Origin of the sequence: Streptomyces sp. NPDC004111 (genome assembly GCF_042874215.1) — a bacterium.
Taxonomy (GTDB): Bacteria; Actinomycetota; Actinomycetes; order Streptomycetales; family Streptomycetaceae; genus Streptomyces.
Genome location: NZ_JBIAMU010000016.1, coordinates 98,251 through 122,680 on the forward strand (window position 1 = coordinate 98,251; position 24,430 = coordinate 122,680).

Genomic DNA, 24,430 nt, shown 5'->3' on the forward strand with positions numbered 1-24,430 from the left:
ACCTCCCCGTTCCGCTTGTCCCCGGGCTCTTTTTGCCCCGCGGCCCTATCCCACCCCCCCCCCGGGGGGGCCGGGGGGGGGGGGGGGCGGGGGGGGCCCCCCCCCCCGGCCGGACCCGTCCCACGGCCCCGCCGCACCCGGGCCCCGCGGCCCCGGGCGGCCCCCCGATGTCCCCATGTCCCCCGAGGAAAGGCAGGGAAGACAAATTCCGGTTACCGACACGCCGACCACCCTCCCCATCGCACCCCGCGTCGGGTCTCCCGGCGGGCCCGAGGCCCGCACGCTGAACGACGTCCGTCCGATGACGGGCGAGGAGTACCTCGACTCGCTGCGCGACGGCCGCGAGGTCTACATCCAGGGCGAACGCGTCGCCGACGTGACCGAGCACCCGGCCTTCCGCAACAGCGCGCGCTCGATCGCCCAGCTCTACGACGCGCTGCACGCACCGGAAGCCAGGGGCACCCTCGCGGTCCCCACGGACACCGGCAACGGCGGCTTCACCCACCCGTTCTTCAAGACCGCCCGCAGCTCCCGGGACCTCTTCCAGGCGCGCGACGCGATCGTCTCCTGGCAGCGCCTGGTGTACGGGTGGATGGGCCGCTCCCCCGACTACAAGGCGGCGTTCTTCGGCACGCTGAACGCGCACGCCGACTTCTACGGGCCGTACGCCGACAACGCCCGCCAGTGGTACAAGAAGGCCCAGGAGCGGGTCCTCTACTTCAACCACGCCATCGTCAATCCGCCCATCGACCGCGACCGGCCCGCCGACCGCGTCGACGACGTGACCGTGCACGTCGAGGAGGAGACGGACGCCGGCCTGATCGTCAGCGGCGCCAAGGTGGTCGCGACGGGCTCGGCGCTCACCAACGCCAACCTGATCGCGCACATGGGCGCCCCGCTGCGCAAGAAGGAGTACGGCGTCACCTTCACGGTGCCGATGAACAGCCGCGGGCTGAAGCTGATCTGCCGCACCTCCTACGAGATGCAGGCAGCCGCCCTGGGCAGCCCGTTCGACCGGCCGCTCTCCAGCCGGCTCGACGAGAACGACTCGATCATCGTTCTCGACCGGGTGCTGGTGCCGTGGGAGAACGTCTTCATGTACGACGCGATGGCGGCCAACTCCTTCGCGTCGAGGTCGGGCTTCCTGGAGCGGTTCACCTTCCACGGCTGCGCACGCCTGGCCGTGAAGCTGGACTTCATCGCCGGCTGCCTGCTCAAGGCGGTGGAGACCACCGGCACCTCGGGGTTCCGCGGGGTGCAGGCGCAGGTCGGCGAGGTGCTGAACTGGCGGGACCTGTTCTGGGGTCTGTCCGACTCGATGGCGGCCTCGGCGACCGACTGGTCCAGCGGCTCGGTGCAGCCCAACCTGCACTACGGGCTGGCGTACCGGACGTTCATGGGCGTCGGCTACCCGCGCATCCGCGAGATCATCCAGCAGAGCGTGGGCAGCGGCCTGATCTACCTCAACTCGCACGCGAGCGACTTCAAGAACCCGGAGGTGCGCCCGTACCTGGACCGGTACCTGCGCGGCTCGCACGGCATCGAGGCGATCGACCGGGTGAAGCTGCTCAAGCTCCTGTGGGACGCGGTCGGCTCCGAGTTCGGCGCCCGGCACGAGCTGTACGAGCGCAACTACGGCGGCGACCACGAGGGCATCCGCGTCCAGACCCTGATGGCCCACCAGGCCAACGGGTCGGCGAACGCGCTCAAGGGCTTCGCCGAGCAGTGCATGTCCGAGTACGACCTGGACGGGTGGACACGGCCCGACCTGTTCCCGCGCCGGGACTGACGGCGGGCGGACAGCACGGGAAGGGCCGGGCGGGGGCGGTTGCCCCCACCCGGCCCTTCCCGTGCGGCTCAGCTCGTGCGCAGACCCGAGCGGTAGGCCAGGCACCGCTCGTACGACGGCAGCGAGCCGTCCTTCTCGCGTTCGGCGAGCGTCGGTGCCACCGCGTCCTTCGCGGACAGCAGCGGCGTCAGGCCGGCCGGCCACTCGATGCCCAGATCGGGGTCCAGTGGGTGGATGCCGTGCTCGCGGCCCGGGGCGTACCCCTCGGAGCACAGGTAGACGACCGTCGCCTCCTCGGTCAGCGCGATGAAGCCGTGCCCGAGGCCCTCGGAGAGGAACACCGCCCGGTGGTCGGTGTCGTCCAGCCGCTTGCTCTCCCACCTGCCGAAGGTCGGCGAGCCGGTCCGGACGTCCACCACGACGTCCAGCACGGCGCCGCGCACGCACTTGATGTACTTGGCCTGGCCGGGCGGCACGTCGGCGAAGTGCACGCCGCGCAGCGCGCCGCGCCGGGAGACGGACAGGTTGGCCTGGGCGAGCGTCAGCTCCTGGCCGGTGGCTTCGGCGAACTCGGCGCTGCGGAACCACTCGTGGAAGTCGCCGCGCTCGTCCGGGAAGACCTTCGGCTCGTGGAGCCATGCGCCTTCTATCGACAGTGGTCGCATAGGGAGGGTTTTCCTCGCGGGTAGAGGGGAGTGGTGTCGGTCATGCCTGCTGGTGCACCGGGTGCGGGTGCCGCTCGGGCCGGCCGTGCCGCAGGTGGGGCAGGGCCGCGGCCAGTGCGGTGCGCCAGTCGCCCAGCGGGGCCAGGCCCGCCGCGTGCCAGCCGTCGTGGCCCAGCACGCTGTTGGCGGGCCTGCGGGCCACGGTGGGGTACGCGTCGCTGGTGACGGGGCGGACCCGGGCGGGGTCGGCGCCGGCCAGCCGGAAGACCTCCCGGGCGAGGCCGCACCAGGTGGTCCGGCCGGCCGCGGTGCCGTGGTAGATGCCCGCCGGGGCCCTGTTGGCCAGTGCCGCCCGCCCCAGCTCGACCAGCCGGCCGGCGAGTTCGACGGCCCAGGTGGGCTGGCCCCACTGGTCGTCGACGACGTCCGGGCGGGCGCCCTCGCCCTCCAGCCGGAGCATGGTCGACACGAAGTTGTGGCCGCCGGTGCCGTAGAGCCAGGCCGTGCGGACCACGAAGCCGGTGTCCGGCAGGGTGGTGGTGACGGCCAGTTCCCCGGCGAGCTTGGTGCGTCCGTACGCGGTGCGGGGGCCGGTCGGGGCGTGCTCGGCGTACGGCAGCGGGGCGTCGCCGTCGAAGACGTAGTCGGTGGAGACGTGCAGCAGTACGGCGCCGGTGGCCCGGCAGGCCTCGGCCAGCCGGGCGGTGCCGGTGCCGTTGACGGCGAGCGCCTCGGCCTCCCGGCCTTCCGCGGCGTCGACGGCGGTCCAGGCCGCGCAGTTGACGACGACGGCGGGCCGGTGCGCCGCGAGGTAGGCGTGCACCGGCTCGCCGTCGGTGAGGTCGAGGGCGTCGCGGCCGGCCGCCAGCGCGGGGATGCCGCGGGCCGCGAGGGCGGCCAGCACGTCCCGGGCGAGCATGCCGCGCGCGCCGGTCACCAGCCAGGGGCGGCCGGGGCCGCCGGTGGCGTCGGGGAGGTCGGGGGTCACAGCTGGGCCCGCTGCTTCAGCGGCTGCCACCAGGCGCGGTTGTCGCGGTACCACTGGACGGTGCGGGCCAGACCGTCCTCGATGGAGACCCGGGGCTCGTAGCCCAGCTCCTCGCGGATCTTGGTGCAGTCCACGGAGTAGCGGCGGTCGTGGCCCTTGCGGTCGTCGACGTAGCGGACGCTGGTCTCCCAGTCGGCGCCCAGCTCCTTGAGGAGGCGGCGGGTGAGGTCGTCGTTGGACAGTTCGGTGCCGCCGCCGATGTTGTACGTCTCGCCCGCGCGGCCCTTGGTGCGCACCAGCTCGATGCCCTGGACGTGGTCGTCGATGTGCAGCCAGTCGCGGACGTTGCCGCCGTCGCCGTAGAGCGGCACCTGCGCGCCGTCCAGCAGGTTGGTCACGAACAGCGGGATGAGCTTCTCCGGGAAGTGGTGGTGCCCGTAGTTGTTGGAGCAGCGGGTCACCCGGACGTCCATGCCGTGGGTGTGGTGGTAGGAGAGCGCCACCAGGTCGCCGGACGCCTTGGACGACGAGTACGGGGAGCTGGGCCGCAGCGGGTGGGTCTCGGGCCAGGAGCCGGTGTCGATGGACCCGTACACCTCGTCGGTGGAGATCTGCACGAAGGTCCGGATGCCCGCGCGGTACGCGGCGTCGACGAGGGTGTGGGTGCCGACGACGTTGGTGCGGACGAACTCCGCGCCGCCGTCGATCGAGCGGTCCACGTGGGACTCGGCGGCGAAGTGCACCACCTCGTCGTGCTCCCGCATCAGCCGGCCGACGAGGTCGGTGCTGCAGATGTCGCCCTGGACGAAGGCGAAGCCGGGGTGGTCGCGCACCTCGTCGAGGTTGGCGAGGTTGCCCGCGTAGGTGAGCTTGTCGAGGACCGTCACCGACACGTCGCCGGGGCCCTGGGGGCCCAGCAGGGTCCGTACGTAGTGGGAGCCGATGAAGCCGGCGCCGCCGGTCACGAGGATGCGGGTGGTCATGGGGTCTCTGCCTTCTTCGGGTCTTCGGGACGGTGGCGCGGGCAAGGTCAGCGGGGTACCGCGAGCGCGGCGAGCAGGAGGCCGCCCTCGGCGAGCCAGCTGCCCCTGAGCACGGCGGGCGGCGGGGGCCCGGTGTCCCGGGGCGCGGCTCTCAGCAGGCGGGCGGTGAGGGCGGGGGGCGAGCGCTCGATGCGTACCGACGCCTCGTGGAAGCCCAGCCAGCCGCCGCCGGTCAGCGGCGACCAGACCTTGTAGACCGCCTCCTTGGCGCAGAACAGCAGCCGGTCCCAGCGCACCGCGCCGTCCTGCGCGCGCAGTTCCTCCTGGTGGTGCAGTTCCTCGGGCAGCGCGATCCTCTCCAGCATTCCGGGGGGCAGCGGGCGGTGCGGTTCGGCGTCGACGCCCAGCGCGCGCAGGTGGGTGTCGCGGGCGAGCGCGGCGCCCCGGTAGCCGGGGCAGTGCGTGAGGCTGCCGACCGTTCCGGCCGGCCATCGGGGTGCGCCCGCCGGTCCGGGGAGCAGCGGGAAGGGGGGCAGACCGAGCTGCCGCCCGGCCCGGCGGGCGCAGTGCCGCACCGAGGTGAACTCGGCGCGGCGCGGAGCGCGGAGCGTGGCCGCGTGGGCACGCTCCGCGGGATGGAGCAGGGGGTCCTCGCCGCGCGGGGTGCCCGGCGCGGTCCGCGGCGGCGTCGGCCGCGGGTCGCCGAAGGACTCGGCGACAGCGGTGCCGGCGGGCAGGATCCGCGCGAGCAGGGGCGGGGCGGGGGGCCGCACGGGTCAGTCCCGGCCCGGTGCGAGTGCTTCGACGTGCGCGACGGGGTCGCCGCCGCGGACCGGAAGCAGCGCGACGAGCGGGGTGTCGATGCCGGCGGCCGTGTACCGGCGCAGGCGTTCGCGGCACTCCTCGGGGGAACCGTGGACGACGAGTTCGTCGACGACGGAGTCGGGGACCGCCTGGCCGGCCCGGTACCAGTGCTCGCCCGCGTCGTGCGAGCGGTGCATCGCGGCGAGCTCCGCCGAGCGCCCCAGCCACTCCTGGAACGCGCGGTAGGCCGGCACCTTGAAGTAGGTGCTGATCAGCAGCCGGCCCGCGGCGCGGGCCTGCTCGGCGTCGGAGGTGGGGCACACGAAGACCGGGGCGACGAGTTCGGGTTCCGGGCCGATCACCTCGCGGATCCTCGGCACGTCCCGGGGCGCCACCCAGTTGGTGATCACTCCGTCCGCCTCGGCGGCGGCCAGCCGCAGCATCCCCGGGCGCAGCGCGGCCAGCAGGACCGACGGCGGGACGGCCGGCGGGTGGTCGAGCCGGAACTGCCGTACCGAGAACGTCGGGTAGTCCTCGCTCACCGTCTTGCCCGCGAACGCGGACCGCAGGAAGCGCAGGGTGTCGCGCGTCCTGCCGAACGGCTGCTCGTGCCGTCCGGCGTTCCACTTCTCCACGATGTTCGGGGAGGAGGCCCCGATGCCGAGGGCGAAGCGGCCGGGGGCGATGTCCGCGAGGGTGGCGGCGGACATCGCCAGCAGTCCGGGGCCCCGGGTGAACACCGGGACGATGGCCGTGCCGAGCCGTACCGCGTCCGACCACTGGGAGACCAGCGTGAGCAGCGAGAACGCGTCGTGCCCCGCGGTCTCGGCGGTCCACACGTCGGTGTAGCCCAGGTCGGGCAGCCTGCTCACCAGCGCGTGGTGCTCGCGCAGTGGTACGCCGGTCAGCGGGAGGAGGATCCCCCAACGGTTCATCGCACGCCCTTCGGCCTTCGTGGTGGTGCTCAGGAGCGGTCGGCGAGCAGGGTGTCCGCGTGGCGGCGCATCACGTCGGCGGCGCGGCGCACCTCGCCGGCCATCGGGCGGTCGACGTCCAGCGGCGGGGAGATCTCGGTGAGTTCGGCCCACAGGCCGGTGCCCTCGGTGGAGCGGCCGGTGATGGCGGCGAGCTGGGTGACGGCGAGGGCGAGGGAGCCGATGGTCAGCCAGGCCAGGTCGAGGGCCTCGCCGACGCCGTTGGCGCTGTTGAGGGCCATCGGGACGTGGTCCTGGTTCCAGCCGTTGGTCGGCAGGGTGGTCAGGGACGCCGGGGTGACCAGCTGGCGGATCCGGGAGATGAAGGAGGTGGTGCTGATCTGCACTCCGGCGAGACCGGCGCCGCGGCCGGCCCGGGGGGTGAGCATGATCGGCAGGCCGTTGTTGGTGGTCGGGTTGAGCAGCACGCCGAGCTGACGCTCCGCCAGGTAGGCGGCGCTGTGCAGGGCGAGGCCGGTCTGCTCGGAGGCGAACCCGACGGGCATGGCGTGGAAGTTGCCGCCGTGCAGGACCTTGTCGTCGTACGTGAGCGGGTTGTCGGTGCAGCCCTCGGACTCGCGGACCAGGATCTCGCCGGCGAAGTTGAGCTGGTCGAGGACGGCGCCGAGCACCTGCGGGGTGCAGCGCAGGCTGTACGGCTCCTGGAGCGGGCGGCTCTCGTTGCGGGTGTGGCCGGCCGGGATCTCCTTGCGGAGCCAGCGGGCCACCTCGATCTGGCCCTGCTGGCCGCGGGCCTGGCCGACGCCCTCCTCGAAGTGCTCCGGGTTGCCGCCGAGCAGCTCGGTGATCCGGGCGGTGAGGGTGCTGATGGCGCGCACGGCGCGGACGGCGGAGCGCTGGTTGAGCAGGGAGACGGCGAGGCAGACACCGGTGCCGTTGACGAAGGCGAGGGCCTCGCGGACCGGCCACTCCAGCGGCTCGCTGCCCAGTTCGGCGAGCACCTCGCGGGCCGGGGCGAGCGACCACTGGCCGCTCTCGCCGCGCACCCACGCCTCGCCGTGCCCGGCGAAGCCGAGCGCCGCGTGCGCCAGGGGCTGGAGGTCGCCGCTGGCGCTGACCGTGCCGTCGCGCGGGATGGCGGGGACGAAGCCGGCGTTCCACAGGTCGGCGACGCGCTGCCAGAACTCCGGGGAGACCGCGGAGAAGCCCTTGCGCATGCTGTTGAGGCGCAGCCAGACGACGAGGCGGCAGGCCTCCGGGTCCAGCGGGCGGCCCTGGGCGGTGCCGAGGTGGGATATCAGCGAGTTGCCCTGCTCGGCCTCGTCCTCGGCCTCGAAGGTGACCAGCGGGCCGAAGCCCAGGGTGAGGCCGTAGATGGGCCGGCCGGTCGCCAGGTGGCCGTCGATCGTGGCCGCGCTCGCCTCCATCCGGTCGATGTCGGCGTCCGTGAGGGGGCCGATCTTCTCCGGCAGCGGCTCATGGATGAGTGTCACGATGTACTCCCTGGCGTGGTGGCTGTGCCTGCGGCTGAGGCGGTGGCGTGGTCGGTGGCGGGCTCGGCGGTCGGGGTGTGCAGCAACTTGCCCGTCGCCGACCGGTTGATACGGGGCACCTTGTGCACCTTCCTGGGGCGTACGCCCAGCAGGGCGGGCACCTCGGACAGGTCGGTGCGCGCGGCCGTACCGGAGGGGTCCGGGCCGTCGGCGGGTACGACGTAGAGGTCGATCTGCTCGCCGGTCATCGCGTCGTCGACCGCGACGAGCGCGAGGTCCTCGCAGCGGACGGCGGCGCGCAGGATGTGTTCGCTCTCGTCGAGGTTGATGCGGCGGCCGTTCACCTTGACCAGGCGTCCGACGCGTCCGACGAGGCGGAAGGTACGGGGTCCCACGGGTTCGACGAGGTCGCCGGTGGGCCAGTGGGCGGGGCGGGGCTCGGCCGGGCGGCGGGCGAGGCGGGGGCTGCGGATCACCAGCGGGACCGCGGTGCCGTCGGTGCCGTCGGTGTTCTCCGTGCCGGGGCTCGTCTCGGTCCCGGCGTCGGGGCGTGCGTCGAGGGGTGCGTCGGGGTGTGCGTCGAACTCCACGTCCGGGAAGAGGGTCCACAGCGGCGGTTCGCCGCCGGTCCAGCTGCGGGTGGCGATGCCGCCGGTCTCGGTGGAGCCGAGCAGTTCGACGACGGTCACCCGCCCCGGGCCGGCCCGCTCGATCAGCTCGTGGGCGTCCGCCGGGAGCATGGCACTGCTGTAGAGCACGGTGAGGTGCGCCAAGGAGCGCACCCAGTCCAGGTTCCGCAGCAGCAGCGAGAAGATCCACGGGGTGGCCACCACCACGGTGTGCCCGTGGCCCGCCTGCGGCATCGCCCCCACGTAGCTCTTGCGGTACCACACCGGCACCCCGAGCCGTGCGGGCACGAGGTAGCTGGCCAGGGCGCCGTAGACGTGCAGGGGAGGAGCGAAGGCGACCACCGCGGCGGGCGGGCCGGCCGGACCCGCGGAGACGAACTCCGCGAGCATCCCGGCCTCCGACCAGGCGTCCTCGCGGGACCGCAGCCAGGTGCGGCTGGGGCCCGTACTGCCCGAGGTGTGGAACTCCAGCTCGGGCGGCAGGAAGTCGAGGACCAGCTGCCGCGTCTCGGCCGCGTCCCTGAGGCCGGTCGCCTCCGGGTCGCCCCACCGCACGTGCCAGGAACGGTCGTTGACCTCCGGGTCGGCGTGTCCCGGGTGGAGCAGTTCCTTCGGCGTCAGCTCCTGGTAACCCACAACTTCTCCCCTGTCCCGTCAGGCGACGGACTGTGCGACCTGCATGAGGTATTGGCCGTACTCGGAATTCCGCATGTGCGTGCCGAGTTCGTAGCAGTGGTCCGCGTCGATGTATCCCATGCGCAGCGCGATTTCCTCGATGCAGGCCACCCGGACGCCCTGGCGCTTTTCGATGACGTGCACGTACTGGCTGGCATCGAGGAGCGAGGCGTGGGTGCCGGCGTCGAGCCAGGTGTATCCGCGGCCGAGCCGGATGAGCCGGGCCCTGCCGTCCTTCAGATAGACCTGGTTGACGTCCGTGATCTCCAGCTCGCCACGGTCCGACGGAGTAATGTCGCGGGCGATTTCCACCACGTCGGGGTCGTAGAAGTAAAGCCCCGTGATCGCGTTGTCGGAACGCGGCCTGAGCGGCTTTTCCTCCAGCGACACCAGATTTCCGGCGGCGTCCGTCTCGCCGATTCCGTACCGCTCGGGGTCGGAGACCGGATAGCCGAAGAGGGTGCAGCCGTCGAGTTCGTCGCGTGCCGTACGAAGGATCTTCGGGAATCCGGCGCCGTGGAAGACGTTGTCGCCGAGAATCAGCGCCACCGGGTCGTTGCCGATGTGCTCGGCGCCGATGATGAACGCCTCGGCGATGCCGCGGGGTTCGTCCTGGATGGCGTAGGTGATCTCAAGTCCCAGGTGGGCGCCGTCCTTGAGCAGGGCGCGCAGCGCCACGACGCTCTCCGGCGTCGAGATCACCAGGATCTCCCGGATTCCGGCCAGCATGAGCACCGAAAGCGGGTGGTAAATCATCGGTTTGTCGTAGACCGCGAGCAACTGCTTCGAAGTCGTCAGGGTGGACGGGTACATACGAGTACCGCGGCCGCCTGCGAGGACAATTCCCTTCACTGCGCTCCCCCGTTCTTTCCTCAAGAAGCTGTCGGACCAATGGGGCGGTATTCAGCGAGTGTGGCAGCCGGATCGGCGGCGGCGGAAGCCATGCCTGCCGAGTTCCGGGCCCGGTGTCCCGCTGGCGGGACAGGCGCCCGATGTGCGCGGCATTCCGCACATTGACCCGGAAACACCGGCTCGCTAGCGTCGCAAGAGGCTGGACTTCCCTGTAGCGGGCCGCAATTCACCGGCCCCGGAGCGTCGTTTCGGCACATGCCACCGAAAGACCGCAGGGAACGGTCCCGGCGCGGACCGCACACGACCGAGGCCCGACTCCCCTTTCCGTCGCCGCCGTCGCCGCCGTGCCGTCGCGCGCCCATTTCCCTGACCCGGCAACCTTGAGAAGGCAATTGCCCATGACGGAAATTTCCGCAACCCCTCTTGTCGCTTCGGCGGTGATCCTCACAGACGCGCAGCGCGACCAGGTGCGCGCGGTGGCCGACGAGCTGTCCCGTGCGGCGGACGGCGTCATCGACGGGCCCGGCTGGCTGCCGGCCGCCCGTGCCGCCTCCCAGCGCCTGCCCCGCGAACTCCGCCACGAGCTGCGCGAGTTCCGGCACGACGCGGGCCCCGACGGGCTGCTGCTGATCCGCAACCTGCCCGTCGAGGACCAGCTGCCCACCACCCCGGTGCGTCCGGGTTCGGTGCGCCGGACGGCGACGGTGGCCAGCTCGGCCATCACCGCCGTCATGCTCCAGCTCGGTGAGGTGATGGCCTACCGGAGCGAGAAGACCGGCGCGCTCGTCCAGGACGTGGTGCCCGTTCCCGGGCACGAGAAGCAGCAGAGCAACGCGGGCTCGGTGGCCCTGCACATGCACACCGAGAACGCCTTCCACCCCAACCGCCCGCACTACGTGGGCCTGATGTGCGTCCGCGCCGATCCGACGGGCGAGGCACGGCTGTGCACCTCCTCCGTCCGGCGGGCGCTGCCGCTGCTGACGGCGCAGGCCCGCCGGGTGCTGACCGAGCAGCGCTTCATGACGGAGCCGCCGCCGTCGTTCGGCGACCTGGGCGAGGTCACCCCGGTGCACGCGGTGCTCCAGGGCGACCCGGACGACCCGGACGTGGTGGTCGACTTCGCCGCCACGCACCCGCTGGACGACACGGCCCGTGCGGCCATGGAGGAGCTGCGGGAGGTCTTCGAGCGGATCGCCCTCCCGCACGACCTGGGCGCCGGCGACCTGGCGGTCGTCGACAACCGGCTGACCGTGCACGGGCGGACGTCGTTCAGCCCGCTGTTCGACGGCACCGACCGGTGGCTGCACCGGGTGTACGCCTCGCTGGACCGCCGGCGCACCCGGCCCGACCTGGAGCAGGCGGGCGGAGCCGTACTGCGCTGACCCGGCGCGGCGGCACACCGACCGGAAACGGCGGGCGGGCCCCCGGGGGGTCCCCCCCCGGCCCCCCCCCCGGTCCGCCCCCCCCCGCCGGCCCGGCGCCCGGGACCAGCCCCGCGCCCCCCCGCGCCCGCCCCCCCCCCCCCGCCCCCGGGGGGGGCCCCGGGGCCCCCCCCCCCGCCCCCCCCCCCGCCGTTTCCGGTCCCGTTTCCGGTCCCGGCGGCAGGTCCTAGCCGCGCTCCCCGCGGCACCACTCCAGTACCGCCATGGCGCTGTGCATCTTGTTCTCGGCCTGCGCGAAGGCGATGCTGTGCGGCCCGTCGAGCACCTCGGCGGTCACCTCGTCGCCCCGGTGGGCGGGCAGGTCGTGCAGGAACACCGCGTCCGGGCTGCTCTCCCACAGTGCGGAGCTGACCTGGAACGGGGCGAACAGCTCGCGCCAGTCGGGGTCGGGCTTCGTGGTGCCGGTGGTCTCCCAGCGCGTCGTGTAGACCACGTCGACGTCCCGGGGCAGGTCGTCCATGGTGTGCGACTCGCGGACCTGGGCCCCCGAGCGTGCCGCGTGCCGCCGCGCGGACTCCAGCACCGGGGCGGCGAGGCCGTAGCCGGGCGGGGTGCGCAGCTCCAGTTCGACGCCGGGGTAGCGGCTCAGGGCGAGGGCGAGGGCGGCGGCGGTGTTGTTCCCCTCCCCCAGATACAGCACCCGCAGACCGGCCACGCGGCCGAACTGGCCGAGCAGCGTGACCAGGTCGGCGATGGCCTGGGTGGGGTGCTCCTCGGCGCTCATCGCGTTGATCACCGACATCCGGTCCTGGCGCGCCCAGGCCCGCATCTCCTCCTGCGGCCCGGCGGTCCTGGCGACCAGCAGGTCGAGCATCCGGGAGAACACCCGGCCGGTGTCCTCGCTGGTCTCGCCGGTGTTGGTCTGGAGGTCACCGGGCCCGTACGCGACCACGGAGCCGCCGAGCCGCTGGGCCCCGGCGGAGAACGCGGTACGGGTACGGGTGGACGTCTTGGCGAAGTAGACGCCCGTCACACAGCCCGCCAGCGGGCGCGCGTCCCCGGCGGCGTCGGTGGCCCGGCCGGTGCGGGCGGCCCGCGCGGAGAACTCCGCCCCACGGGCCGCGACCGCGTACAGCTCGGCGTCGGTCAGGTCGTCCAGGGAGATGAAGTGCCGTACGGGGGTGCCCTGTTGCGCGGCGGAGTCGCGCGGCTCGGGCGAGCCCTGCGCGGCGGAGGACTCCTCGGACGTCGGTGACTCCTGCATGAGCGACATGCTTGATCAGCCTTCCTTCCCTGTGTCGTGGGCAGCGGTCCGGGCGTGGGCCGCGACGGTGTCGCGGGCGCCGGCCGGGGCCGCCGCGGTGCCGTGCGGGACGGCGGTGTCGTGGGCGACGGCGAGCGCCGCCACGGTCGGGTTGCGCAGGATCGTGCTCAGGTCCAGCTCCAGCCCCGCCGACCGGCAGCCGGCCAGGACGGACAGCGACAGCAGCGAGTCGCCGCCCAGGTCGGTGAACCGGTCGTGCACCCCCACCCACGCCAGCCCGAGCACCTTCTGCCACACCTCGGCGATGGTGCGCTCGGTCCTGGTGCGGGGCGCGGTGAAGGTGTCGGTGCTGCGCGGCCTGGCGTGCTCCACACCGATCCGGGCCATGGCCCGCCGGTCGTACTTGCCGTTCTCGGTCAGCGGCAGTTCGGCGACGATCCGGTACGTCGCCGGGACCAGCGGCTCCGGCAGCAGGTCGCGGAGGCGTCCGCGCAGCGCAGCGCCGGTCAGCCGGGCGGCGCCGTCCGCGGGCACCACCCACACCGTCGCCGTGCTGCCGCCGATGTCGCGCGGCACCGGGACCACCAGGGCCTCGCGCACCCGCGGGTCGGTCAGCAGCGCCGCCTCGATCTCGGCGGGCTCGACCCGGTGGCCGCGCACGTTGAGCTGGCGGCCCAGGCGTCCGGCGAACTCCATCTCGCCGCCCGGCAGCACCCGGGCCAGGTCGCCGGTCCGGTAGAGCCGGCCGCCGGGCGGGCCGTAGGGGTCGGGCAGGAAGCACTCGGCGGTGTGTCCGGGCTGCCTGGCGTAGCCGCGGGCCAGTCCGTCGCCGCCGATGTACACCTCGCCGACGGCGCCGTCGGGCACCGGGAAGAGGTTCTCGTCCAGGATCCGCAGGGTGGTGCCGGGCAGGGCCAGGCCCATCGGGACCAGGTCGCGGACGACGGTGCCGTTGGTGCGGTAGGCGGAGGCCGCCACCGTCGCCTCGGTCGGCCCGTACTCCGCGACCAGCCGCAGCGTGCCGCCGCTGTCGGCGACCCGGGCGGCGACCCGTTCGGCCTGGCCCGCGGGCAGCGCCTCGCCCGCGGTCACCAGCAGGGGGGCGAGCGCGGCGAGTTCCTTGCCGTCGAGCTGCTCCTCCAGCAGTGCCAGGTGTCCGGGCGTCAGCCCGACGAAGGAGTACGGCGCCCCGGCGGACAGCAGCGCGCCCAGTTCGGCGGGCTCCCAGCGCTGCGGCAGCAGCGTGACGGTGCGGCCGGTCAGCAGCGGTCCGAAGAGCGCGGGCACGCCCAGGTCGGCGCCGATGGAGGTGAAGAACGGCGCCCCGCCGACGGGCCGGCCGAACTCGTCGCGCCCGTCCAGGTAGTGGTGGACCGCCCAGTCCAGGTAGTGCCCCAGGGCCCGGTGGCTGACCTCGACGCCCTTGGGCCGCCCGGTGGAGCCGGAGGTGTGCAGGACGTAGGCGAGCCGGTCCGGGTCGGTGAACCGGGCGGGCCGGGGCGCGGAGTCAGCCCGCTCGGGCGCGCTTTCCTCGGGCGCGCTCTCCTCGGGCGCGTCGACGCACAGCACGTCGAGGGTCACCGCGATGCGCGGGGCGTACCCGCTGTCGGTGACGACGAGCCGGCAGCCGGCGTCGCCGAACAGCGCGCGCAGCCTGGTCTCCGGGGTGCAGGGGTCGACCGGGACGTAGGCGCCGCCGGCCTTCCAGATCGCGAGGAGCGCGACGACGAGGGCGGGGCCGCGGTCCAGCAGGACCCCGACACGGGTCTCCCCTCCGGCGCCCAGCCGGGCGAGCCGGGCGGCCAGCCGGTCGGCCCCGGCGTCGAGTTCGGCGTACGTCAGCCGGGCCGCCCCGGCCACCACGGCGGGGGCGTCCGGGGTGCGGCGGGCCTGCTCCTCGAAGGCGGCGAGGGCGTCGAAGGGGCCGTCGGAGCCGGGCAGTCGCGGCACGCACGGCAGCCCGTAGTCGTCGGCGATCACCTGGACGTCGACGCCGCGCTCGGTCGCCTCGGGGTAGCCGCGCAGCGCGTCGCCGTGCGGTCCGGTCGCCGCCATGTCCTCCAGTACGGCCCGGTAGAGGCGGGCGAGCCGCTCGGCGCGGTCGCGGCGCAGGGTGCGCACGTCGGAGGCGAGGCTGAGCAGGCCCCTGGTGGGCGTACCGACGACGAGCGGGAACTCGTTGGGGCTGATGTCGCGGGAGACGGCGCTGTCCACCAGGTCGCCGTCCACCTGGTAGAAGTCGAGGTAGTGGAAGAGCACGTCGACCAGGTGCCGGTCGCCGCCCTCGCGGCGCATGGCGGGCATCGGGAAGCGCCGGTGCGGCCACACCTGGACCTCGGCGTCGAAGACCTCGCGGGCCAGCTCGCCCCAGGTGGCCGCGCCCCGCCGGTAGGGGAAGGGCACCGAGTTGAGGTACATGCCGGACACCCGGTCGGCGCCGCGCACCTCGGGCCTGGCGTCGATGACCATGCCGCCGCGGAAGCTCTCCTGCCGGGTGAGCAGGCCGAGCACCTTGCTGTGCGCGGCGTGCAGCACGCTCTTGTAGGGCACTTCGGCGCCGGTGGCCAGGGCGCGCAGGCCCGGTTCCAGGTCGCCCAGCGGGATGTCGATGCGGTACCGCTCGGGCACCCCGGTCCCCTCGCCGTCCCCGGCGTCGGGCGTCCAGTCGTCGGCGGCCCAGCCGCGCGGCACCCGGAACTTCTCGTGCGCGTCCACCAGGGCGCGCCAGAAGTCGCGGTCCTCGCCCGCCTCCAGGGAGCGGAGTTCGGCGGCGATGAAGTCGGCGTAGCGCAGGACGGGCGGCTCGGGGGCGGGGTCGGCCTCGTGGCCGTCGCGGTAGCGCTCGTAGGCGCGGAGCATCTCCATGAGCTGGTTGTGGTAGCTCCAGCCCTCGATGGCCGGGTGGCCCTCGGTGATGGACAGCCACCAGCCCTCGTCGTCCAGGACGTGGGTGGCCATGCGCATCAGCGGTGCGCGGGCGGCGTCCAGCAGCCGCATCCGGTCGGCGTCGGCGTACGCGGTCAGGGTGGGCCAGCGCAGGTCCTCGGGGAGGTGGCGCAGGTCCTCGTGGTGGCAGGGCATGGTGCCGTTCGCGTGGACGATCTGCAGCGCCCGGGAGTAGCCGGTGAAGACGAAGGAGGTGCGCATCACCTCGTGGCGCGCGACGACGAGGTCGGCGGCCCGCTGGAAGGCGGCGGGGTCGAAGGGCTTGTCGTCGCGGATCCGGAAGGAGGTGATGTTGTGGTACCGGTGCTCGGCGTCCGCGTACATCTCGATGAACATGCCGGCCTGGGTCCGCGAGAGCGGGTAGGCGTCGACGGCGTCCGCCGGGAGCGCGGCCCGGTCCTGCTCGGTGATCAGCGCGAACGGCTCGACGGGCGTGAAGACCTCGCCGCCGCCCCCGCCGCCCTGCCCGATCACCCGGCACAGATCGGCCACCGTGCGGTGCTCGAAGATGTCGCGCACCGCGACCGGCTGGCCCTGTTCGCGCAGCGCGCCGGCGAGGGCGACGGCGCGCATGGAGTCGCCGCCCAGGTCGAAGAAGTCGTCGCGCACTCCGACCCGGTCCAGTCCCAGCACCCCGCACCAGACGGCGGCCATGGACCGCTCCTCCTCGGTGCGCGGGGCGACGTGGTCGCCGACGGCGGCGGCCTCCCGGCCGGGCACCGGCAGCGCGGCGCGGTCCAGCTTGCCGTTGGCGGTGAGCGGCAGGGCGGGCAGCGTGACGAACGCGGACGGGATCATGTAGTCCGGGAGCGCGGTCTCCAGGTGCGCGCGGAGCTGTTCGGGGGCGACCGGCAGGACGCCGTCCGCCGTCTCCCCCGCCGCGTCCGGCACCAGGTAGGCGACCAGCCGCCGGTCGCCCGGGGTGTCCTCGCGCACCAGTGCCACCGCCTCGGCGACGCCGGGAACGGAGGTGAGGGCGGTCTCGATCTCGCCGGGCTCGATGCGGTAGCCGCGCAGCTTGACCTGGTGGTCGGCGCGGGAGACGAAGTCCAGGTTGCCGTCCGGCAGCACCCGGGCCAGGTCGCCGGTGCGGTACAGCCGTCGGCCCGGTGCCCCGAAGGGGTCGGGGAGGAAGCGCTCGGCGGTCTGGCCGGGGCGGCCCGCGTAGCCGCGGGCGAGGCCGATGCCGCTGACGTACACCTCGCCGATGCCGCCGATGGGCACCGGGCGCAGGCCCTCGTCGAGGACGCGCATGGTGGTGTGCGGGATGGCGCGGCCGATGGAGACGAGTTCGGCGTCCTGGGGTCCGTCGAGGAAGTAGGCCGAGTTGCCGACGGTGATCTCGGTGGGCCCGTACTCGGCGGCGAGCCGGGTGCCGCCGGGGCCCGCCTTGCGCAGCCAGCGGTTGGCGAGCCGCCCGGTGAAGGCGTCGCCCGCCGCGATCACGACACCGGCCAGTGAGGCGGCCTGCTCGTCCGTCAACTGCTGGGTGAGCAGGTCGAGGTGACCGGGCGTCAGCTTGACGAAGGCGTACGGGGCGCGCAGGGCGAGCAGTTGGCCGAGCGCGGTGATGTCGGCGTCCTGGGAAAGCAGGTGCACCGGCTGGCCGGTCATCAGCGGGGTGTAGAGGTCGGGCACCCCGAGGTCGAAGGCGAGCGAGGAGAAGAAGGGGGCGCCGCCCGTACCGGCGCTCGCGTACGCGTCGACGGTCCAGCCTAGGTAGTTGGCGAGGCCGCGGTGCGGGACCAGGACGCCCTTGGGGCGCCCGGTGGAGCCGGAGGTGTAGATGACGTACGCGAGGTGGTCGAGGTCGTAGCCGCCGGGCGGCGGGTCGAGCGGGCCGCTCGCGCTGCGCCGCACGGCGGCGCGCCCCTCGGGGGTGTCGACGACGAGCAGGGTGACGTCCAGGTGGGCGAGCCGCTGCGCGTAGCGCCGTTCGGTGATGACGAGCCGGCTGCCGGTGTCGGCGACCATGTACGCCAGCCGGTCGTCCGGGTAGCCGGGGTCGAGCGGCACGTAGGCGCCGCCGGCCCGCCAGATGCCCAGCAGCGTGGCGAGGGTCTCGGGGCAGCTGTCGAGCAGGACGGCGACGGTCCGCTCGGGTCCGACCCCGTGCTCGCGCAGCAGGTGGCCGGTCCGGCAGGCGTGCTCGTCGAGTTCGCGGTACGTCACCGAGCGGTCGCCGTGGTGCACGGCGACGGCGTCGGGCGTCGCGGCGGCCTGGCGGGCGATGGTCTCGTGGACGGGGTGCAGCGCGGTGGCGTCCAGCGGGGCGCGGGTGCCGACCGGGTCGGGCCTGCCGTCCACCAGCAGGGTGCGCTCCTCGGCGTCGAAGATGTCGAGGGCGGCGACGGGCTCGGCGGGGGTGGCGGACGCGGTGTCGAGCAGCCGTACGTACTGGCCGGTCAGCCGGCGGGCGGTGGTCGCGTCGAAGAGCGCGGTCGCGTATTCGAGGGCGCCGTCGATGCCGCCGTCGGGCCGCTCCTCCAGGTGCACGGTGAGGTCGAAGCGGGCGATCGGCGCGGGTACGTCGACGGCGTGCGCGGCGGCCCCGGGCAGCCGCAGCGGGTCGGCGCCCGCCGCCTCGGCCAGGTCGAACATCACCTGGTAGACGGGGGTGGTGGACAGGTCGCGGGTCAGCTCCAGCGACTCGGCGATCCGGTCGAAGGGGGCCGCGGCGTGGTCCAGGGAGGCGAGGACGGTGTCGCGGTTGGCGGCGAGCAGTTCGCGGAAGGACGGGTCGCCCTCCCAGCGGGCGCGCATCACCAGGGTGTTGAAGGCGTAGCCCGCCATGGTGGCCAGCTCGGGGCGGGTGCGGGCGGAGACCGCGGTGCCCACCGCGATGTCGCGCACCCCGGTGTGCCGGGCCAGCAGTGCCTGGAAGGCGGTGAGCGTGACCATGAACAGCGAGGCGCCGCTCTCCAGCGCCAGCTCCCGCAGCCGGGCGGCGACGGGCTGCGGGACGGTGAACCGCTCGGTGTCGCCCGCCCAGGAGCGCACGGCGCCCCGGGGCCGGTCGGTGGGCAGGTCGAGCGGGGCGAGGCCGGCCAGCTGGCCGCGCCACCAGTCGTGGGCCTCGCGGACCTCGGGGCCCGCCTGCTGTTCGGTGAGCCAGGCCGCGTAGTCCGCGAACTGCACCGGGTCGGCGGGCAGCCGGGGGGCGCGGCGTTCGGTGCGGGCCGCGTACAGCTCGGAGAGTTCGGCGAGCAGCAGGTGGCGGGTGGCGCCGTCGCACACGATGTGGTGCAGCACCACCACCAGGAGGTGGTCGTCGTCGGCGAAGCGGGTCAGCCGGACGCGCATCGGCGGCTGCGCGGCGAGGTCGAGGGGACGCAGCGCGGCGTCCTTCAGGCAGTGCGCGGCCTGCTTCTCGCGCTCCTGGGGGGCGAGGCCGGTGCGGTGCTCGGTGAGGAAGTCGGCGGGGCCCGGCGGGTCGATGACCTGGCGGGGCTCGCCGCCTTCGAGCACGTAGCGGGTGCGCAGGATCTCGTGGCGTTCGGCGAGCTGTCCGAACGCCTCGCGCAGGGCAGCCGCGTCGACCGGGCCGCTCAGCCGGTAGGCCATCGGCAGCAGGTACTCGGGTGCCTCGGGGGCGAGCTGGTGCAGGAACCAGAACTGGCGCTGCCCGGACGACAGCGCGAGCGGCCCGTCCCGCCGCACCCGGGGGATGCCGGACGCGGCCTTCGCCCGGCCGCCGGGGCGGGCGGCCGACTTCCCGGCGAGCCTGCGGCGCAGCAGCTCGGCGCGGAGCGCGGCGGCGTCGGAGGCACCCGTGGCGCCGTTGGCGCCGACGGCGCCGTGGTCTCTCTGCGAGCTGGTCACGGGCGGAACTCCTCGTGTGCGGCGTTCAGTTCGGCGTCGGTGAGCTCCGCGATCTCCGCGCGGACGGCGTCCTCGACGGCGCGGGCGAGACCCGCGACGGTGGGCTGTTCGAACAGCGTCCGGGGCGCCAGCCTGATGTCGTACTCCTCCCGGACCCGGGCGATGACCCGCGCCGCGCGGAGCGAGTCGCCGCCGATCCGGAAGAACCCCGTCCGGGCGCCGATGTGCGGGGTCTCCCCGCCCGGCTCCGCCAGCACCTCGCCCCAGATGCGGGCGATGGACTCCTCCAGCTCGCCCTCGGGCGCGACGTAGGACTCCTCGTCGTCCCCGGCGGTGGCGCCGGGGTCGGGCAGTGCCGCGACGTCCACCTTGCGGTGCCGGGTGAGCGGCAGCGCGTCGAGCGGGACGATGTACGTGGGCAGCATGTGGTCCGGCAGCGAGCGGGCGCAGTGGTCCAGCAGTTCGCCCAGGTAGGGGAGCTTTCCGCCGGTGGCGGGGACGCAGTAGGCGGCGAGCCGGGCGGCGTCGCCGGTGCCCCTGGCGACCACGACGGCGGCGCCGACGGCGGGGTGCTCGGCGAGCACCGCCTCCACCTCGCCGGTCTCCACCCGGCGGCCCCGGATCTTGACCTGGCCGTCGGCGCGGCCGACGAACAGCAGCGTGCCGTCGGATGTCATCCGGGCCAGGTCGCCGGTGCGGAAGAGCCGCGATCCGGCCGGTCCGTACGGGTCGGGCACCAGGCGGGCGGCGCTCTGCCCGGGGCTGCCGGCGTAGCCGCGGAACAGTCCGCTGCCGCCGATGCACAGTTCGCCGACGGTGCCCAGCGGCACGGGCCGCAGCATCGCGTCGAGGACGTGGGTGGTGGTGTGCGGGTAGGGGCGGCCGATGGCGACGGTGTCCGCCGTGCTGTCGGCCTCCCAGCGGGTGGCGGCGATGGTGGTCTCGGTGAGCCCGTACTCGTTGACGAACCGCTTGAGCCGGCCCGCCAGGTCGCGGGAGAGCGCGGGCGGCGGGGCCTCGCCGCCGGTCTGGCCGACCAGCGGGCGGCTGCCGAGCCCGGCGTCGATGAGCATCCGCCACTGCGGGTAGCCCATCTGGACGTGGGTGACGTCGTGCCGGTCGAGGAGGCCGAGCACGGCGGACGCGTCGGTGGTCGCCCCGTCCGGTGCCAGCACGACGCGCCCACCGGTGAGCAGCGGCATCACCAGTTCGGTGAAGGCGATGTCGAAGGTGATCGGCGCGAGCGCGAGCCAGGCGTCGTCGCCGCCCTCGCCGAACTCCAGGTGAGCGCCGCCGGCCCGCAGCGCGCGCACCAGCGTTCGGTGCTCGACGGCGGCGCCCTTGGGGCGTCCGGTGGTGCCGGAGGTGTAGATGAGGTAGGCGAGGCGGGCCGGGTCACGGTCGGCGGGGCCGCCGGACTCCGCCACGGCGCCGGTGCCGGTGCCGGTGCCCGCGCCGTTGTCGTTGCCGCCGGACTCGGGTGCCGGGGCCGGGGCGACCGTCTCGACGGTCACGAACTCGCCCCGGTGGAAAGGCTTGAGCCGCTGTGCGCCCGCCTCGTCGGTGAGTACGGCGACGGGGCCCGCGTCCGCCAGGATGTGGGCCAGCCGCTCGTCGGGCGAGCCCGCGTCGAGCGGCACCAGCGCCGCACCCGACCGCCAGATGCCGAACAGCGCGGCCACCAGGTCGGCGGAGCGCGGCAGCAGCACCGCGACGGTGCGCTCGGGGGCCGCGCCCACCGGCCGCAGGGCCGCCGCGAGCGCCTCGGCCCGCTGCGCCAGCTGCGCGTAACTCCACTGGGTTTCGCCGCAGTTGACGGCGACCGCGTCGGGGGTGCGGCGGACTGCGGCGGCGAAGGCGGTGTAGGCGCACTCGTCGGTGCCGGTGTCCGCGCCGCGGCTCTCCGCCGGGGAGGGCGAGGCGAGCGCGACGAGCCTGTCGTGCTCCTCGGCGGGCAGCAGCCGGACCGCGCCGAGCGCCGCCCCGGGGTCCTCGGTGAAGGACTCCAGCAGCTGCGCCCAGCAGGCCAGGAACCGCTCCACGGTGTCCTCGTCGAACAGCGCGGACGCGTAGTGCACCCGGGCCAGCAGCGAGCCGTCGGCCTGCTGCTGCACCACCAGCGACAGGTCGGTGCGGGCCGAGCGCCAGCCGTCCTTGAGCGCGTCGAGCCCCTCCTGCGGGAGGGTGGTCGCGGAGCGCCCCTCCTCGTGGAAGTCGAAGACCACCTGGTAGAGCGGGGTACGGGACAGGTCGCGGGCCGGTTCCAGCTCCTGGACCAGCCGGTCGAAGGGCAGCTCCTGGTGGGCGAGCGCGTCCAGGACGGTGTCGCGGACCACATCCAGCGCGTCCGCCACCGTGCCCTCGGCGTCCGTGCGGCAGCGCAGCACGAGGGTGTTGAGGAAGAAGCCGACGGTCTGCGCGACCTCGGGGCGGTGGCGTCCGGCCACCGGCATGCCGACGGTGAGGTCGGTGCGCCCGGTCAGCCGCGTCAGCAGCACGGAGAACGCGGTCAGCAGGGTCTGGTGCAGGGTGGCGCCCCGGGTACGGCCGAGTGCGGCGACGGACTCGGCGAGCTCCACGGGCACGGTGCGCACGACCATGCCGCCGACGCCGTCGCGCTCGGCGGGCCGGGGGCGGTCGGTGGGCAGCTCCAGCGGGGTGATCCCGTCGAGCACGGCCCGCCAGTGGGCGAGCTGCGCCTCGGTCTCCGCCGGGTCCGCCCGGCCCTGCCAGACGGCGTGGTCGGCGAACTGGACGGTGACGGGCGGCAGTTCGAGGCCGTCCTCGGTACCGGAGTGGAGTCCGGCGCCGAGCACGTACAGGTCGCGCTCCAGCAGGACCGAGGACCAGCCGTCGCAGCAGATGTGGTGGCTCAGCAGCAGCAGGAGGTGGTCCGCGCCGCTCGCGCCGGGTGCGGTGCCGCCGGGGATCAGCACCGCGCGCCACACCGGCCCCCGCTCCAGGTCGAAGCCGCGTGCCAGCTCCTGCCGGGCCAGGGCGGCCACGGCGGCGGAGTCGGCCGCCTCGCAGACCGTCAGCGGTACGTCCCCGCCCGGCGCGTCGGCCAGCTGTACGGGGCCCTCGGCGCGCAGCGCGTAGCGGGTGCGCAGGATCTCGTGCCGGTCGGCGAGACGTCCCAGCGCCGCGCGCACGGTCGACGCGCTCCACGCGGCGGGCAGCCGCATCCACTGCGGGGTGACCCACTCGGAACTGCCCGGCCGCAGTTGCTCCAGCAGCCACAGTCCGCGCTGCCCGGAGGAGAGCGGCAGGCCCTCGGCGGGGCGCGGCACGGGGACGACCGGAGCCGTGCGCAGGGGCGCGGCGTCCCGGTCCGGGGCCGCGCCGGGCGCGGCGAGCAGGGCGGCCTGGGCCGCGACGGTGGCCGCGGTGAACAGTTCGCGCGGGCCCACCCCGGCCGCCCCGTGCTCGCGCAGCCGTGCGGCGAGCTGGGCCAGCAGGAGGGAGGAGCCGCCGCGGGCGAAGAAGTCGTCGTGCGCGCCGACGGACGCGAGGGGCAGTGCGAGCAGTTCGGCCCACACCGCGGCCACCGCGCGCTCCCGGTCGTCGCGGGGTGCCACGCCGGAGCCGTCCTGGCCGCCGGCCGTCGCGCCGGGCGCGGGCAGCGCCGCGCGGTCCGTCTTGCCGCTGGGGGTGCGGGGGAACGCGGCGAGCGGTACGAACACCGCGGGCACCAGTGGCCGCGGCAGCGACTCGCGCAGGAAGGAGCGGAGTTCGGCGGGGGTGGGCGCGGTGCCGCGCACCTGGATCCAGGCCACCAGCCGCTGCCCGCCGGCCCCGTCGGGGGCGGCGCCTGCGACGGCGTCGTCCACCCGGGGGTGGCCGCGCAGGGCGCGCTCCACCTCGTCGGGTTCGATGCGCACGCCGTTGACCTTGAGCTGCTGGTCGAGCCGGCCGAGGTACTCCAGTACGCCGTCGGCGCCGAGCCGCACCCGGTCGCCGGTGCGGTACGCCCGGGAGCCGGCCGGTCCCGACGGGTCCGGAACGAAGCGTTCCGCCGTGCTTGCGGGGTTGCCGAGGTAGCCGAGGGCCACTCCGGCGCCCGCCGCGTACAGCTCGCCCTCGCCGCCCGGCGCCACCGCCTCGCCGTGCTCGTCCAGCACCAGGCAGCGCAGCCCGCCGATGGCCCGGCCGATCGGGACCGGGCCGTGCGTCTGCGCCGGGTCGAAGCGGTGCTCGGTGACGTCCACGGCGCACTCGGTGGGCCCGTAGGTGTTCCAGATCTCCACCCCGGCCACCCGGTCGACGACCTGGTGGCACAGCTCGGCGTGCAGCGCCTCGCCCGCGCTGAACAGCAGCCGCAGCGCGCCGCAGCCCTCCCAGCCCGGTTCGGCGACCAGGGCGCGCAGCACCGAGGGCACCACCTGGAGGACGGTGATCCGCCGGGCGGCCACGGTGGCGAGCAGCAGCGCGGGGTCGTGCTCGGCGCCGTGCGGGGCGAGGACGACGGTGGCGCCCGCGACCAGCGGCGCGAAGAGTTCGAGGCCGGCGGCGTCGAAGCCGATGGTGGTCTTCTGGAGCATCCGGTCGCCGGGGCCCAGGCCGTGTTGCCGGGCGAGCCAGGCCACCCGGTTGGCTATCGCGCCGTGCGTGATCACGACGCCCTTGGGGCGCCCGGTGGAGCCCGAGGTGTGCAGGACGTACGCCGCGTCGTCCGCGTGCGGCAGCGCCGGGGCGCCGTCCGCCGCGCGGGTCCCGCCGGCCGCGTCCGTACCGTTCGCGCCTTCCCCGTCGCCCGTGCCGCCCGTATCGCCCGTGCCGCCCGTGTCGCCCACCAACAGCATCGGTACGTCCGGGAGTTCGGGCAGGACGTCGCGCGCGGAGCGCTCGGTGACGACGACGGCGACCCGGGTGTCGGCGAGCACCCCGGCGAGCCGGCGGGCCGGGTGCTCGGGGTCCAGCGGCACGTAGGCGGCGCCGGTCCGCGCGACCGCGAGGAGCACGGCCACCAGGTCGGTGCCGCGCCGCAGGCACACCCCGACCCGGCCGCCGGGTCCCGCGCCGAGCGCGCGCAGCCGGTGCGCGAGCGCTTCGGCGCGGTCCTCCAGCGCGGCGTAGGTCAGGCGCGCTCCGGACCCGCCCGCGTCCTCGACCGCGACCGCCTCCGGCGTACGCAGCGCCTGCGCGGCGATCAGTTCGGACAGCGGAGCGGACGGCATCCAGATATCCACGAAACCTCTCTTCG

General features: G+C 74.5%; 13 protein-coding genes. 2 read left to right on the plus strand and 11 right to left on the minus strand.

Annotated features, from left to right (window positions below; genetic code table 11):
- The first annotated feature begins 301 nt into the window (after positions 1 to 301).
- A complete protein-coding gene (locus ACFYVL_RS28975) occupies positions 302 to 1,789 on the plus strand; it encodes a 4-hydroxyphenylacetate 3-hydroxylase N-terminal domain-containing protein (protein ID WP_389249954.1) in 1,488 nt (495 codons plus the stop codon).
- Between the two features lie 68 nt (positions 1,790 to 1,857).
- Here the strand turns inward: ACFYVL_RS28975 and rfbC are convergent, their stop codons facing one another.
- The 8 genes from rfbC to rfbA form a co-directional block, all read right to left on the minus strand.
- The gene (gene rfbC, locus ACFYVL_RS28980; protein WP_389249956.1) at positions 1,858 to 2,454 is read right to left on the minus strand and encodes a dTDP-4-dehydrorhamnose 3,5-epimerase; all 597 of its coding nucleotides are present in this window, start codon (positions 2,452 to 2,454) and stop codon (positions 1,858 to 1,860) included.
- 40 nt (positions 2,455 to 2,494) lie between these two features.
- A complete protein-coding gene (gene rfbD, locus ACFYVL_RS28985; protein WP_389250215.1) occupies positions 2,495 to 3,373 on the minus strand; it encodes a dTDP-4-dehydrorhamnose reductase in 879 nt (292 codons plus the stop codon).
- A gap of 65 nt (positions 3,374 to 3,438) precedes the next feature.
- Positions 3,439 to 4,425: a dTDP-glucose 4,6-dehydratase gene (rfbB, locus tag ACFYVL_RS28990; protein WP_389249958.1), complete on the minus strand. Its 987-nt coding sequence runs from the start codon at positions 4,423 to 4,425 to the stop codon at positions 3,439 to 3,441.
- Positions 4,426 to 4,472: 47 nt separating this feature from the next.
- Positions 4,473 to 5,198, minus strand: coding sequence for a 4'-phosphopantetheinyl transferase (locus tag ACFYVL_RS28995; RefSeq protein ID WP_389249959.1), 726 nt, complete (start codon positions 5,196 to 5,198; stop codon positions 4,473 to 4,475).
- Positions 5,199 to 5,201: 3 nt separating this feature from the next.
- On the minus strand, positions 5,202 to 6,164 hold the full coding sequence (locus ACFYVL_RS29000; protein WP_389249961.1) for an LLM class F420-dependent oxidoreductase: 963 nt from the start codon (positions 6,162 to 6,164) through the stop codon (positions 5,202 to 5,204).
- A 29-nt stretch (positions 6,165 to 6,193) separates the two neighbouring features.
- Positions 6,194 to 7,657 (minus strand): aromatic amino acid lyase, encoded by a 1,464-nt coding sequence (locus tag ACFYVL_RS29005; protein WP_389249963.1) that lies wholly within the window; start codon positions 7,655 to 7,657, stop codon positions 6,194 to 6,196.
- Positions 7,654 to 8,922 (minus strand): AMP-binding protein, encoded by a 1,269-nt coding sequence (locus ACFYVL_RS29010; protein ID WP_389249965.1) that lies wholly within the window; start codon positions 8,920 to 8,922, stop codon positions 7,654 to 7,656. The genes ACFYVL_RS29005 and ACFYVL_RS29010 overlap by 4 nt, the downstream gene beginning before the upstream one ends.
- An 18-nt stretch (positions 8,923 to 8,940) precedes the next feature.
- Positions 8,941 to 9,813: a glucose-1-phosphate thymidylyltransferase RfbA gene (gene rfbA, locus ACFYVL_RS29015; protein WP_389249967.1), complete on the minus strand. Its 873-nt coding sequence runs from the start codon at positions 9,811 to 9,813 to the stop codon at positions 8,941 to 8,943.
- A gap of 398 nt (positions 9,814 to 10,211) precedes the next feature.
- Here rfbA and ACFYVL_RS29020 point away from each other — a divergent pair, with 398 nt between their 5' ends.
- Positions 10,212 to 11,195: a TauD/TfdA family dioxygenase gene (locus tag ACFYVL_RS29020; protein WP_389249969.1), complete on the plus strand. Its 984-nt coding sequence runs from the start codon at positions 10,212 to 10,214 to the stop codon at positions 11,193 to 11,195.
- A gap of 226 nt (positions 11,196 to 11,421) precedes the next feature.
- Here ACFYVL_RS29020 and ACFYVL_RS29025 read toward each other — a convergent pair whose 3' ends face one another.
- The 3 genes from ACFYVL_RS29025 to ACFYVL_RS29035 are packed head-to-tail and all read right to left on the minus strand — an operon-like array spanning position 11,422 to position 24,416.
- Positions 11,422 to 12,468 carry an ornithine carbamoyltransferase gene (locus ACFYVL_RS29025; protein ID WP_389249971.1) on the minus strand — a complete coding sequence of 349 codons (1,047 nt, stop codon included), beginning with the start codon at positions 12,466 to 12,468 and terminating at the stop codon, positions 11,422 to 11,424.
- Positions 12,469 to 12,474: 6 nt separating this feature from the next.
- Entirely contained in the window at positions 12,475 to 19,227 is a 6,753-nt protein-coding gene (locus tag ACFYVL_RS29030; protein WP_389249973.1) for an amino acid adenylation domain-containing protein, read from the minus strand.
- Positions 19,224 to 24,416 carry an amino acid adenylation domain-containing protein gene (locus ACFYVL_RS29035; protein ID WP_389249975.1) on the minus strand — a complete coding sequence of 1,731 codons (5,193 nt, stop codon included), beginning with the start codon at positions 24,414 to 24,416 and terminating at the stop codon, positions 19,224 to 19,226. The genes ACFYVL_RS29030 and ACFYVL_RS29035 overlap by 4 nt, the downstream gene beginning before the upstream one ends.
- Positions 24,417 to 24,430: the final 14 nt, after the last annotated feature.